The organism is Chryseobacterium herbae, assembly GCF_025154075.1.
Lineage (GTDB): Bacteria > Bacteroidota > Bacteroidia > Flavobacteriales > Weeksellaceae > Chryseobacterium > Chryseobacterium herbae.
The window spans coordinates 545,132-559,079 of record NZ_JAOAMU010000001.1 but is presented as its reverse complement, the minus strand read 5'-3'; the positions used below and the strand labels follow the sequence as shown (position 1 = coordinate 559,079).

Here is a 13,948-nt window from a genome sequence, read left to right as displayed (position 1 = left end):
TCACCTTTAGTTTTGATGAGGTAAAGATATCCTCACATAGCGACAAAACATGACGCATTATAATCGTTCGTGATGAAATTTGAGGATTGTTGAAGAAAACATAATCAGCAAAAATCAAGTACGGAGCAAAAAAAAGAGAAACCGAAGCTTCTCTTTTATATATATTATTCTCAGGTAAAATATTTTTTATCCCTGTAAAACCGGAATAATGTGCTCCCAATTCAGTTGTTGTGCATAATCCAGGGCTGTTTTTCCATTTTTCGATTTTATATTTTTGTCAGCTCCGGCTTCCAGGGTGATTTTTACAGAAGTTAAATTTCCGGCAATCGTCTCTTTATGAAGCAAAGTAAGGCCGTTGTCATCTGTATTAGTGAGTTCGTCAGGATATTCCTGTAGAAATTTTACGAATTCACCCTCCATATTTTTACTCATTGGATGCTCTGTCAGGTTTTCTGGCTTTTCCTTCTGTTCATTCACGACCAGTATCTCGTTGAAATCGCCGAAATCAAGCTGCCAGGCATTATCATGCTCCCTTCTTTCATCTTCCGGCATATCGGCACGCATTTTATGAATCGTAAATCCGCCGTAAGTTTTCGGTAAAGGATTTTCAGATGAGGAAAACAGTTTGGAAAGCCCTTTCGGTTTCTTTGCTGCAGGGGTAATGGCAAACAACCAGTCGCTGATCTTATTCAGAGGAATTTCAAAATAATCTCCGGCCTGTATATTCGTAAGATCGTTGGGTTCATTGATCAGGAAACCGCTTACGGTGTCGCCGTCAAAATCTATTTCATTGATCCACATATGTTCCACGGTAATTTCTCCGGTTTCAGAATCTTCCTGGCTGAATGATGCCTTCACGCAGGCAAGATCAAGGCCCGGTATAATTCTTCTGTTTTCCCAGGATTGCTCCCGCCAGAAATATTTAAAAGTTTCTCTTGCTTTTTCATACGCTTCGATCATTTTAGGATCCTTCCCATCGGTAAATACAAACGAATTCTCTTCCATTGTGATTGGTTGATAAGTTAGCAGTTGATAGTGATGCCGGGTTCAAAAGTGTTCTGAATCACTCTTAAACCCGGCATGTTTTATTTCACTATATTACGAAAAATATAAACTAATATTTGGTTTTTTTTTAGGTAAAATTTTAATGTATTTTATTCTTTTTCTGCCATTTTTGGAAGGAGGGCAGCTGTCTTATAATAACTTATATCCGCATCGATTCTGTTCTGCAGATTTTTAAACGTAGCGTATTCATAATGTTCCCATTCCTCATCGTTATCAGGATTGGGTGTTTTATCTATTGCAAGCTCCAATTTCCCGTCTTCCTGGTAACTGAATTCAATGGCTGCATATTTTTCGCCGTTTTCATCAGAAGCATACCAGCACTTCGTTGTTCTTTCAGGTACCGGTTGAAGGGTTTCATTATCAAAGATTTGAGAACAGATAAAATTTTCAGGATCATTGTGATAAAAAACGGTCTTTGAAACCAAAGGATTTTCATCTACGGCCAGCGAATACATTTTGTTGGTGGCAATGATGAAGTCTCCCGCAGATTCTCTTTGCTCAATATCAAAAAGGTCGGATTTTTCTTTAAGATAGTTCACAATCTGTGCCTCCTCTTCATCGGGGCTCATGTAATAATTGATGCTATATATTTCATCTTCAGCGAGAAACTCGATCTCTTTGAGTACCTCAGACTCTTTTTCATAATAATATAAGTGATAATCGTCTAATTTTTCAGCTTTGGCTTTTGAAATAACTTCTCCAAAAATGTTTTTGTATACTTTTTTCATGTTAGTCGTTTATTGTAGGTTGTGTTATCATTGTGTTTGTGTCCATAGAAATAGTGAATATCTTGCACATCCTGAAATCCCACTGCCTTTAGATAGAATTATCTGGCATTGGTTAAGTTGGCTTTAGGAATTTTATGCAATTTCACGCATAATTTTTCCCAGAACTACTGTTCCTGAAGAGTTAAGCCAATTATATGTACAGTTGTGATAGAAATTCGTTAATAGTGTAGGGTACAGCTATCTTTAGCGGAATCAGTATCCGCCGTATGGGGATATTAGGGTTTTATTCTGGTGGTCTGGATGACGTACCATTTGTATTTTTTACCATAAGAATGGATGCTGTCTACGAGCCTGAAATTCTCGTCTCTGTATTCAGTTTTCATGGAGTGGGTTTTTGTAAGTTCAAATATATTTAAAATCAGAGAATTAAAGAATTATATCTGAATTTTTATAATAAGGATTTTTTGATAAGAAGTCCGGGTATGCCATTTCCATCTCTGAAGCATAGATATATGGCGTCTCGGGATTACCGTTCTCCATAGCGGAAAACACCCCAGGAAATCAAGGTCCACACGATGTATGGCTGTTTTCATATTAACCGTCTTGTCACCGGGAAAAGTGAAGGGATGGTCTACAAAAAAGAGCTTATATTGTTCTAAAATCTGCATTTCTTCATGATTAAATGTACATTCAGACAGACATTGAGGTCTAATATTTTTATTAGTTTTATTAAAAAGATAAAATTTGGTTTCTTTATGCCTGTTTGATACTTTTATTTAAATTAAACATCTTTTATAAAGTCCTCGTATTCATAGTAAAACCTTTCAAAACCATCCATTTTCTCCCAGAAAAACTCAAAAATTTCCTGCCACGTATTTTTATTGAACACGGAAACACCTTGTTTTTCAATCCAGATTTTACTGATCACTTTTCCATTGTCAAGGGTGAAAAATTCCTCTTTTTGAAAGTCTCCTATAAAATCTTTCAAAATATCTTCCAAAGACCAGATCTTCTCATAATAAGCATTCCTGAAGATTTCATCCTTCATTTCGATATCCAATGAAACTTCTGCTTTTTTATTATCGGCATTAAATTTAAAGGACATATCCTTGATCTTCGTATCATAAAGGAGCCATTTTCTGGGAAAAGACTTTCCAAAAGCCGTCCAAAACTCCTTTTTTAACTGTTGTGCTTCTTGTTTACTGAACATGTGAACAAACTTAAGAATTTAATGGGAAAAGGACAACGTTATGAAGGCTAATGTATCAATTGGAGAATTTAACTTTTTATGATCATCATTCTCCATTTATATAATTCAAACTATTTTCTTATTTTTGCTGTAATGCTTTCAAAAAAATCTCAATATGCTTTTAAAGCGCTTTCGTACCTTGTAGAAAAAAGGAATGATGGCCCGGTCCTTATTTCCGAAATTGCGGAACGTAAGAAGATCCCTTTAAAGTTTTTAGAAAATATTCTGCTGGAATTAAAAAAAGCAGATATCCTTGACAGTAAAAAAGGAAAGGGAGGAGGATACTTCCTGAGAGAAAATCCTGAAAATGTGAAACTGGCTAAGATTATCCGGCTGGTGAATGGCCCTATTGCCATGCTTCCCTGTGTCAGTCTGAATTTCTATGAAAAATGTGAAGACTGCAACGAAGACCACTGCGGACTGCATGACGTACTTATTGAAGTCCGGGACGCATCACTGAATATTCTCGAGAAAAAAACTTTAATGGATCTGGTTGACTAACCCGGTCCTTTTTTTTGAATAATTAGTCTACTTTTTTGGTAGGATAATATTTTTATTTGATATTTGCAGTAGCCCAAATAACCCAATCACACTAAAAACTGCTTCTGTGCAGGTTTTAAAAGTTTCTACGAACGGAAAGATTTGTAGAACTGAAAGGGTAGAGCAGGGCTGCAATGATATTTAATATGATAATCTCAAGAAAAATTCAGATAAGACTTAATGTATTCTTTGTTACAGCTGCAGTACTGCTGATCGCCGTTTTATCCATGTACGAAATGGGGTATATGGATGAGCTGCTGAATATTTTAGCTAAGGACCATTATATTTTCTACTGGATGCTTCTGGTAGGGGTTCTGGCAGAAATTGTAGCCGGATCCATGGGGATGGGTTATGGCGTGATCTGTACAACAACTCTTCTGTTTCTTAATATTCCTCCTCATATTGTCAGTGCGAGCATCCATTCCGCGGAAAGTTTTACGACGGCTGCGGGAAGTTTAAGCCATATCAAACTCAAAAATGTAAGCAAAAGTCTGGTTAAAAAGTTAGCGATTCCGGCGGTCATCGGTGCCATTGTCGGAGCAGTAAGCCTTACGTATCTGGGAGAATATTATGCCAAAATTACCAAGACCATTATCGCTTTCTATACCCTTTATCTGGGAATTCAGATTCTGTCCAATGCCTTTAAAGAGAAGCAAAACCGGGCGATGAAAAGAAAGACAAATCTTACAAGACTTGGGATCATTGGTGGATTTATAGATTCATTTGCAGGCGGAGGTTGGGGACCATTGGTGACCGGAACCCTGATCAAAAATGCATTCACACCGAGATTCGCAGTGGGAAGTTCTACTGTAGCTAAATTTATACTGACCATAACGGCTGCCATCACTTTCTTTCTGACTCTGGGAATCCAGCACTGGAATATTATCCTGGGACTTTTAATAGGGGGAATTATCACGGCTCCTTTTTCTGCCATGCTTACTGCAAAGCTTCCTGTGAAAAAAATGTTCATAGTCATTGGAATCCTTGTGATTGTAATGAGTTCCATAACTATTTATAAATCAGTTTTTAATTAATCCAAGTGATATTTGTAGAAAAATAAATGCTTCAAAAACATTTTTCGTTTTGAAAATATTCTACTTTTACACCATTAAATAATAGAACATGAATTTACATATAGTAGCGCTTTTTAAGTTTAATGAAAACTATCTGATGGACGCTGTAGAGCTTTTTCAAAATCTGGTAAAAGAGACGAGGAAAGAGGAAGGATGTCTTCAATACGACCTTATCGAGGATAAAGATAACAAAGGAACTTTCTTTCTGATCGAGCTGTGGGAAAGCGTTGAGCACCATAGCAGGCATCTTGGTCAGGACCATCTTCTGAATTTCCGTAAAGACGCTTCAAAAATGATGGAAAGCGCTACGGAGGTGTATAAGGGGTTTAAGATTTATTGATATTAAGGATTTAAAAATTTAAGAATTTGGATATTTAGAAATTGAAGGATTTTAATCTTTAAATGCTTCAATCTTTCAATTAAAAAATATCATATAAAAGGCGGTCTCAGATACTGAAACCGCCTTTTGATTAGAAAAAATAGAAAGTATTAAAATTTTGAGTTTATTTTACGATAAGTTTTTTCGTTTCCGTACTGCCTCCGAAAGTGATTTTTACTAAATAATTTCCTGCAGTAAGGTGAGATAAGTTCAGATCCTGCTTGTAGAAACCTGCCTGATTGGTCAGTTCTGCAGTATGTACTTTTTTCCCTGTAAGGTCATAGACCTCGATGCTTCCTTTATTGTTGGCTTTCTCTTTAACGTCAAAAAGAACTGTTACCTTTTTGTCAGCCGTTGTTGGGTTTGGATAGATCCCGAAAGAAGCTTTTTTGCTTACTTCTGTGATACCCAGAGTGGCTGTTATCTTTTTGTATTTGAAATACATATTCCCGGTTTGAGTACCTTCATTTGAAGTAAAATACATTCTGTAGTAGTCGGTACCCTGTTTTACGTAATATACTGCATCAGCATAGACTCCTGAAGTCGGCTTCCATGAATGTCCGATAGTCGTGATATTACCGGAGAATGCTGTTGATGCCGGAATAGTAGATGTGGCAGTTGCCTGGGTTTCAGGTCTCACTTTGGCTACTGAAATATTCGAGTTTTGGATAACCCCGGACATTCTGTATTTCATTGTTTGTGGGTTTCCTTGTGGGTCTGTATAAGGGTAATCAGTGTAATATCTGGTAAACATCAGATCCCAGTTCGCTTTTGCAGGCTCAAGATTGGACACTTTTTCACCGGTAGCGAATGAGAAATAGTTGAAATAAGCATCATCAGTGCCGTTGGCAATCGTTTTAGTCTGCGTGGCATCCCATGAAGAGGTACCTGCATTCCATTTTGCATATTTAAAAGTGTAACCTCCAAAATAATCTTCGATCATAAATTTAACAGATGCTCCTGAAGCGTACTGCATAATGAAGATGACTTTCCCTTCTACATGGTGGTTTCCAGAGTTATATTCTCCCCATCCATAGGTGGCAGAACCCTGTTCAAAAGCACCTTCCTGAAGATAGGTCGTATTGTCAACATTAAAAAGAGGAGCTCCGTAAGAAGCTACGCTATTGCTTGTGATGGTATTCCAGTCAGCTGGATTGGCAGATGCCTGATAGACTTTGATATCATAAGCATCATTAATTCTTGTTCCAAAATTAGTTGCAGAAGCTCTGTAAAAAGCTACATCCCATGAATTAGCGGGCTGTGATACTATATTATTAGCGCTAAAGTCGAAAAAAACGCGGTTCTGGTAACTGCTCCCCATAGACAGGTTAACTGTCGTATATCCATTAGCATCGGTCTGTGCCAGTACGGTTTGTTGAACTGAAAGTGCAAACAAAGAAGTCAAAAGTAATTTTGTTTTCATAACAAGTAAAATTTATAGGTATCCTTATTTAGAATGATTCTACAAAAGTATATAATTATTTTTAATCATTCTAAATAAAAACATGATATTTATCTTGTTTCATTACAATTTCATGATCAATACTGATTTTTTTGAGATAAAAAGAGCCGGCTGGAAAACTTCCAGCCGGCTTTATAAAGGGATACTGTCTAATAAACCTTATTTTTTGATGAACTTAGATTTTATGAGTGAACCTTCTGCCGTTTCGATAAGGATATAGTAAACTCCTGTGTGAAGTGTACTGATATCGAATCTTTGTCCGTTCAGTTTTCCTTCTGTAGCTTTCTGTCCTGCTGCAGAGTAGATTTCAATACTTTTTGGTGCTTTTGCTGAAACAAACTCAAGAGCAGTATGATCAGCATTTACGGCAAATTTTACTTGATCTTTTGATTTCAAATGATCGGAAACCCCTAGTGCACCGGCAGCCGTTAATACCACATCATCCATACGTAAGGCTACGTGAACTGTAGAGGCTGTAAATTTAAATGCAATGTATTGGTAAGCTGAAGCGGGTACGGTAAAACTTGTCGTAGCATCTGTAGGAGATGTAAGATTGATAAGAGTTCCAACAGGAGTAAACGTAGACATGTCTGTAGGGCTTGCTACCAGACCTACTTCAAGTGTTCCTGTTCCTCCGGGTGTACCACCGATAAGCGCTGAACTGAATGATAAAGTTTGAGAACCATTGGGAGCAACAATTTGTGGTGTAATCAGATAGAAAGATTTATTTCCGGCAAAAAATGAATACGCCTGTACAAAGCTGTTTCCAGTACCGGGCTCAACGGTAAGCATAGGAACCCAGCTAGGGTTGGTAGGATTTGACGATGGAGGTAGAAAAGTACTCCATGACTTTTGAGGTAATGAACCTGCACCTGTAGTAAAAGAGCTGAAATTTTCGTTGATAGATGATACTTGTGCATTCGCTGTAAAAGCCGTCAACATTAATGTTCCTAAAAGTAGTTTTAATTTCATAGCGTATCTTTATTTAGAATTATTCTACAAAAATAAGTATTAATTTTTAATTGTTCTAAATAATCATAAATTTAACATTCAAATTTTATTATTGTAGACATAAAACCGGTTGTTTTTCAGTATAAAATTATTCGCAAGTATTGGAGATGGAAGAGGGAATAGGGAAATGGTTTGAAATTAAAATTTAATTCCTGGCTTATTTTATTGCCCTTTTTACTAAAGTTAATCAGTTAAATTATTGAGACTTTCGTAAGTTACAAGGCTGCTGCTAACTTCCAACCTGCGTATTCCATTAATTTGTCTGTTTATCATTAATAATTCTATTTTTTCATCATATTTTATTTTGAACGAAAAAAATCATGATAAATATCAATATTTGGTTAAAAACATTTATATAGGTGCTTCTGTAGAGTGATATTTGTGATAAAAAGGCAAAAAAATAAATAATATTTTTCATTATTTTTAACTATTCTAAATAAAGCGTTATATTTGCCAAAATTTTTACTCTATGAAGAAGAAGGTGCTTTCCGTTCTATCATTATCCATAGCCTTATGGATGAACGCACAAGAAAAAGATTCTCTTAATCAGAAGAAAATAGAAGAAGTTGTCGTTACGGGACAATATACTCAACAGTCTATTAATAAATCCATTTATAAAGTAGAAGTTATTAATGCGGAACAGATCAAGAATATGGCTGTTACAAATGTAGCGGAGGTTCTTAATCAAAATCTTAATATCTTAATACAACCCGATAGAAGTAGCGGAGACTCCAACGCTAATATCATGGGGTTGAGTGGAGAATATACTAAAGTTCTTATTGATAATATTCCTGTTGTAAGCGATCAGGGAATGGGAAACCTGGTTGACCTTACAAAACTTAATGTAAATAATATCGAGCGAATCGAGATTGTAAAAGGATCAATGGGAGTAGAATATGGAAATAACGCTGTAGCAGGTGTTATCAACATTATTACCAAAAAGAACTATGCGAAAAAGTTTAATCTTTCTGCCAGTTTACAGGAAGAAACCGTAGGGAAAGACTATGACTGGTTTAAAAAAGGTAACGGACGTCACGTCCAGTCTTTAAATATCGGATATAAATTATCGGAAAATTGGACTATTACGGCTGATATCAACCACAACGATTTTCAGGGATACAAAGGGAAATATCAGGGGTACAAGTTCTTTGATCCGGATAAAGCATCCAGAGGTTACGAATGGCAACCAAAAGACCAGTTGATAACCAATGCCGCGATTCGATATGCAAAAAACAATACATCTTTATTCTACAAGGTTAATTTCCTTACCGAAACCGTGAATTTTTATAATCCGCTTGTAACGGTAGATATATTGGGTGAAGGAAACAGAACATATGTGTCAAATGATAAAGATTATTTCACAAAAAGATGGATTCACCAGTTTAATATTCAGACAAAACTGGGTTCAAGAATAAACTATACGGGAGATTTTTCTTATCAAAGTCAGGAGAGAAAATATCAGGATTATAAATACGATGTTCCAAACAGAACTGAAAAATCAAGAAACGTTAAAGAAACTTACTACAAATCAGAAGTTTTTTATTCAAGAGGTATGTTTAGCAATTTCCTGAATAGTGAAAAAATCAATTTTCAGTTAGGATATGAATTAGACAGAACGAAAGGTTTTGCGAGCAGTACTACAGGAACTTTCGGAATGACAGGAAAAGAGGATATCAGCAGAACAATTTTCAATTACGCTAATTTCTTATCAGCAGAATGGAAGCTGACAGATCGTTTTTCTGTACGTCCCGGAGCAAGATTGGCATTGAGTGATAAATTTGACTCTCAGTTCAATTATTCAATGACCGCAAGATATAACTTTAATGAAAAGTCAGATATCCGTGGGGTTTTCGGATCAGCAAACAGATTTCCTACTTACGATGAGCTATATACCTATATGGTGGACAATAACCACGACATCAGAGGAAATGAAAACCTTAAACCGGAAACGGGATATTCTCTAGGTTTGTTCTGGGATTATAACCTCAAAAATGCTAATGACTGGAAATTCAACGTCAGCGCTTCAGGAATGTATCTTGATGTGAAAAACAGAATTGAAAGTGTAATTGTCAGCAACAGCCCTCTTAAATATACTTACTTAAATATTGACAGTTATAAATCACTGTTATTTGGTGGAAGTGTCAATGTTAGAAAAGACAACCTGAGTTTTAACGCGGGAGTTTCTACACTAGGAATTTCACAATCTCTGAATACGGGAAAACTTAATTCTCCGGAAGACTTTAATTTTTATGTAGAAGCTAATGTAGCTGCGAATTATACCCTTCCAAAAACCAAGACACTTTTTGCACTTTATTATAAATATTCAGGCGTAAGCAGACAATATGTTCATAAAGCGAATGCTCAGGATCCACTGGATCCGGGACAGTATGTTCTTGGGGAAATCGGAGATTTTAATATGATGAATTTTACAGTTTCTCAGCCATTCTTTAAGGATCATTTTGAATTGGCTTTAGGAATAAAAAATATTTTTGATGTATCCAGCATCAGAAACACAACTGTAGCAGGTGACAGTCATAATGCTGGTTCTGGTAAACAGAATCTTTTCTATGGCAGAAGTTATTTTGCCCGTTTAAACTATAATTTTTAATAAGAATTAGAATGAAAAAAGTAATATTTTGCCTTTTATTCGGTGCTTCATTTGTTTTTCAATCCTGTATTAATGATAATGAAGATCCTGTAGCAGTAGCCCCTGTTCAAGGTGCTATAGGAGATCCCACTGTAGGAGGGGCCGCACAGCCCAATCAGGTTTGGATTGACTTAAGTGAAATAGATCCGGGTACAAAAGGACCTGTACAAACTCTTACCAAAAGAACAGACTGGGATTTGGCATTCTATTCGGGAGCCAATTTTAAAGTGGTTATCAATTCATCAATCATGATGGCTGCCGGAAAAATTCCGAACGTTACAACTTTGAATCAGGTAACAGAAGCTAGTGTGACTGCTTTGAAAAATCAGGTACAGGTTGCTAATTTTAATCCTGCCAATGTCGCTTATATTGACGATGTGAAAGGTGATTTCCCAACAGGAACTACTGCAATAGAAGAGATTAAAGCTGTAGATTCCGAGAATGCAGTATATCTTGTGAATATGGGTAAAGAAATCTACTCAGGTTCAATAGCTGTAGGATCTGTAATGACAGGTGGTGATGCAAGAGGATGGAAAAAAGTTCAGATCACAAGAGCCGCAGAAGGTTATAAGGTGAAATCAGCAGATCTTGACGGAAGTAACTATTATGAAGTAACAGTAGCTAAAAATGCAGCTTACAATTATAGTTTCGTTAGTTTAAAAAATAAAAAACCGGTATTCATTCAGCCTGAAAAAAATAAATGGGATCTGTGCTTTACGGTATTTACCAATACCATTACGGGAGCGGGAAGTTATATTTATGCGGATTTTGTAAATAATAACAATGTTGGCAAAGTAGGGGCTTACGAAGTTGTAGTTACTTCAGGCTCAGGAATTGATGCTTACAATAATTTTAAAAAGGCAGATGTAAATGATTCTAAGCTTGTTTACAACGACCACCGTGTCATTGGAGGAAACTGGAGAAATCCGGTAGGCACTAATGGGCTTGAAGTCTACGGTGACCGTTTTTATGTTCTAAAAGATTCGGATGGATTTTATTTCAAACTGAAGTTTACAAGACTTACAAAAAGTAAAACAGATAATACTGGAGTAGAAGGTGAACGTGGCTTCCCTCAATTCGAGTACAAACCTTTATAATCAATCAAATAAATCGTATATCATGAAAAAAATAATCCTTGCAGCTTCCATTTTGATGGCAGTTTATTCATGCAAAAAAGAAGAAGGAGCAAAAAAAGAAAATACAACAGAAACCTCTGCTGAAGCTCCGAAAAGCAATAACAAAATTGTTACATTAAGCGGTGGCGTTACGGAGATTGTAAGTGCATTGGGTCACGAAAAAGAAATCGTTGGAACAGACGTGACAAGCACTTATCCTGAAACTTTAAAAGCTACAGCTAAAGGCTTGGGTCACGTAAGATCAATAACGATTGAGCCGATCATGGCGGTAAATCCGACTTTAATTTTAGCTTCAGAAAAAGATATCAATCCTGAATTGATGACGAAGATCAAATCTTCAGGAATTAAAGTTGAGGTTTTCAAGCAGGAGTATACCGTAGAAGGAACTAAAAAATTGATTGCTGATGTAGCAAAAGCTGTTGGAAATACAGAGTATCAGAAATTAAATGATAAAATCGATGCTGATTTAAAGCAAATCCAGCCTATCGCTAAAAAGCCGAAAGTATTATTCATCTATGCAAGAGGAAACATGCTGATGGTTTCAGGAACAAAAACGCCAATGGATGCACTGATCACCCTTGCCGGCGGACAGAATGCCGTAACCGATTTCGAAGATTTCAAACCTTTGACACCGGAAGCAGTAGTAAAAGCTAATCCGGACGTTTTATTCTTCTTTTCAACCGGCCTTGAAGGTGCAGGTGGAAACGAAGGAGCTCTTAAAATGCCGGGCGTAGCACAAACCAACGCAGGTAAAAATAAGAAGATCATCGCAATGGATGGAGGGTTAGTTTCAGGGTTCGGACCTAGACTAGGAGAAGCAGCAGTAGGATTAAACAAACTTTTAATTGAGAACACAAAGTAAACTATACTTTTATCTAACTATAGGCGCCGTACTGCTTGTCATTATAGCAGTACTGGCGCTTAATACAGGAGTCTACGACTTTGAAGGAACATCACCCTTCAAAGTTTTATGGCAATATATAAAAGGAGATCCGGGCTTATCTTTAAGCAACAAATATGTGATCTGGGATGTGCGCGCAGCAAGGATCATTATGGCGATTTTAATAGGAAGCATGCTGGCAGTTTCAGGAACCGGTCTGCAGGGGCTTTTTAAAAATCCTCTGGCGACAGGAGATCTGATAGGTCTTACATCGGGAGCCACACTGCTGGCGGCAATTGCCATTGTTTTAGGAGGACATTTCAAACAGTATCTTCCTGAAGCCGTACAATTTTCAATAGTTGGTATTGCAGCATTTATCGGTTCCCTTTTATCCATGATGCTCGTATACAGGATTTCTACGGCTGGCGGAAAAACCAATGTAGTTATGATGCTCCTTTCTGGAGTAGCTATTACCGCAATCGGGTTCTCGATCACTGGATTTTTGATCTATATATCAAAAGATGAGCAGCTCAGAGACCTTACGTTCTGGAACCTGGGGAGTCTGGCAGCGGCAACCTGGACGAAAAATATTATTTTAGCAGTAGTTCTGATCATTTCTTACATCATTTTGCTTCCCAAAGGAAAGGCTTTAAATGCCATGATGCTTGGGGAAAAAGATGCACAGCATTTAGGAATCAATGTGGAAAAGCTTAAAAAGCAGATCATTATTATTGTAGCATTAATGGTGGGAACGTGTGTAGCATTTTCAGGAACGATAGGATTTGTAGGACTTATTGTCCCTTACATTCTAAGACTTCTATTTAAGTCGAATTACACATTTATCCTGCCTTTATCAGCCATATGCGGAAGTATATTACTGCTGACGGCAGATACGTTCAGCAGAAGCATTGTAGAACCATCGGAACTTCCGATCGGGATTCTTACGGCACTGATGGGAGGTCCTATTTTTATTGCTATTTTAATTAAATTCAAAAAATCTCTGTAATGATAAAGGCGCATCAGATCAGTTATAAACACAAAGATTTCCATATTCTGGACGGGATAGATGTTGCTCTTGAATACGGTAAATTTCTTGCCATTGTAGGCCCGAACGGAGCTGGAAAATCAAGTTTGCTGAGCGTTTTGGCTAATGAGATCAAATCCAGACAGAAAATATTATTTAAAGATAAAGAGATCACCCAATGGGATGTGAAAGAACTGTCTCAGCATAAGGCTAAATTTTCCCAGCACAACAGCAATGATATTCCACTTGAAGTAAAAGATGTTGTCATGATGGGAAGGTATCCTTATTTTGATGCCCAACCCGGAAAAGAAGATCTTGAAGCCATGAATAATATGATGTATGAAACCGACATTTTTCATCTTAAAGACAGAGAATACAATACCCTGTCCGGAGGCGAAAAACAGCGTGTACATCTTTCAAGAGTAATGGCACAGCTCGACAATGAAATTGCCCACAAACTGGTATTTCTGGATGAGCCACTGAATAATTTAGACATCAAACATCAGTATAAGGCGTTGGAAATGATTAAAAAATTCACCAAAAAAGCCAACAGCGCTATTGTTGTTTTGCATGATCTTAATCTTGCAGCCCAGTTTGCTGACAAAATTTTATTAATGAAATCAGGAAAGGTTTCCGCATACGGAACGCCACAGGAAGTATTCACAGCTGAAAATATCAGTCATGCCTATAATTTCCCGTGCACCATCTGCGAACACCCTATTACCAATAACCCAATGATCATTTTTGGATAACC

At 36.9% G+C, this 13,948-nt stretch carries 13 protein-coding genes; 8 read left to right on the top strand and 5 right to left on the bottom strand.

Going from position 1 to position 13,948, the window contains the following annotated elements:
• Nucleotides 1-186: 186 nt before the first annotated feature.
• The 3 genes from N0B48_RS02430 to N0B48_RS02420 form a co-directional block, all read right to left on the bottom strand.
• Nucleotides 187-1,005: a DUF2314 domain-containing protein gene (locus N0B48_RS02430; protein ID WP_259836496.1), complete on the bottom strand. Its 819-nt coding sequence runs from the start codon at nt 1,003-1,005 to the stop codon at nt 187-189.
• A gap of 149 nt (nt 1,006-1,154) precedes the next feature.
• Complete coding sequence (locus tag N0B48_RS02425; RefSeq protein ID WP_259836493.1) at nt 1,155-1,793, bottom strand: hypothetical protein; 639 nt, start codon at nt 1,791-1,793, stop codon at nt 1,155-1,157.
• A gap of 781 nt (nt 1,794-2,574) precedes the next feature.
• Nucleotides 2,575-3,003, bottom strand: coding sequence for a DUF4268 domain-containing protein (locus tag N0B48_RS02420; protein ID WP_259836490.1), 429 nt, complete (start codon nt 3,001-3,003; stop codon nt 2,575-2,577).
• Between the two features lie 132 nt (nt 3,004-3,135).
• Here N0B48_RS02420 and N0B48_RS02415 point away from each other — a divergent pair, with 132 nt between their 5' ends.
• The 3 genes from N0B48_RS02415 (at nt 3,136) to N0B48_RS02405 (ending at nt 4,995) form a co-directional block, all read left to right on the top strand.
• On the top strand, nt 3,136-3,543 hold the full coding sequence (locus tag N0B48_RS02415) for an RrF2 family transcriptional regulator (protein WP_034726378.1): 408 nt from the start codon (nt 3,136-3,138) through the stop codon (nt 3,541-3,543).
• 185 nt (nt 3,544-3,728) lie between these two features.
• Complete coding sequence (locus tag N0B48_RS02410) at nt 3,729-4,616, top strand: sulfite exporter TauE/SafE family protein (protein WP_259836487.1); 888 nt, start codon at nt 3,729-3,731, stop codon at nt 4,614-4,616.
• Nucleotides 4,617-4,704: 88 nt separating this feature from the next.
• Nucleotides 4,705-4,995: a putative quinol monooxygenase gene (locus N0B48_RS02405; protein ID WP_259836484.1), complete on the top strand. Its 291-nt coding sequence runs from the start codon at nt 4,705-4,707 to the stop codon at nt 4,993-4,995.
• A 163-nt stretch (nt 4,996-5,158) separates the two neighbouring features.
• On the opposite strand, the gene N0B48_RS02400 is transcribed toward N0B48_RS02405, so the two are convergent.
• Together N0B48_RS02400 and N0B48_RS02395 are read right to left on the bottom strand one after the other, a co-directional pair.
• A complete protein-coding gene (locus tag N0B48_RS02400; protein ID WP_259836482.1) occupies nt 5,159-6,457 on the bottom strand; it encodes a T9SS type A sorting domain-containing protein in 1,299 nt (432 codons plus the stop codon).
• A 198-nt stretch (nt 6,458-6,655) separates the two neighbouring features.
• Nucleotides 6,656-7,468, bottom strand: a complete 813-nt coding sequence (locus N0B48_RS02395) for a T9SS type A sorting domain-containing protein (protein ID WP_259836479.1) — start codon at nt 7,466-7,468, stop codon at nt 6,656-6,658.
• Nucleotides 7,469-7,976: 508 nt separating this feature from the next.
• Here N0B48_RS02395 and N0B48_RS02390 point away from each other — a divergent pair.
• Genes N0B48_RS02390 through N0B48_RS02370 form a run of 5 tightly spaced genes read left to right on the top strand, consistent with a single transcriptional unit; the run spans nt 7,977 to nt 13,946 of the window.
• Nucleotides 7,977-10,115, top strand: coding sequence for a TonB-dependent receptor plug domain-containing protein (locus N0B48_RS02390; RefSeq protein WP_259836476.1), 2,139 nt, complete (start codon nt 7,977-7,979; stop codon nt 10,113-10,115).
• A gap of 11 nt (nt 10,116-10,126) precedes the next feature.
• The gene (locus tag N0B48_RS02385) at nt 10,127-11,251 is read left to right on the top strand and encodes an HmuY family protein (protein ID WP_259836475.1); all 1,125 of its coding nucleotides are present in this window, start codon (nt 10,127-10,129) and stop codon (nt 11,249-11,251) included.
• A gap of 22 nt (nt 11,252-11,273) precedes the next feature.
• Nucleotides 11,274-12,152, top strand: a complete 879-nt coding sequence (locus N0B48_RS02380) for a heme/hemin ABC transporter substrate-binding protein (protein WP_259836473.1) — start codon at nt 11,274-11,276, stop codon at nt 12,150-12,152.
• Nucleotides 12,136-13,176, top strand: a complete 1,041-nt coding sequence (locus tag N0B48_RS02375) for a FecCD family ABC transporter permease (protein ID WP_259836470.1) — start codon at nt 12,136-12,138, stop codon at nt 13,174-13,176. The genes N0B48_RS02380 and N0B48_RS02375 overlap by 17 nt, the downstream gene beginning before the upstream one ends.
• Entirely contained in the window at nt 13,176-13,946 is a 771-nt protein-coding gene (locus N0B48_RS02370) for a heme ABC transporter ATP-binding protein (RefSeq protein ID WP_259836467.1), read from the top strand. Before N0B48_RS02375 ends, N0B48_RS02370 begins: the two co-directional genes overlap by 1 nt.
• Nucleotides 13,947-13,948: the final 2 nt, after the last annotated feature.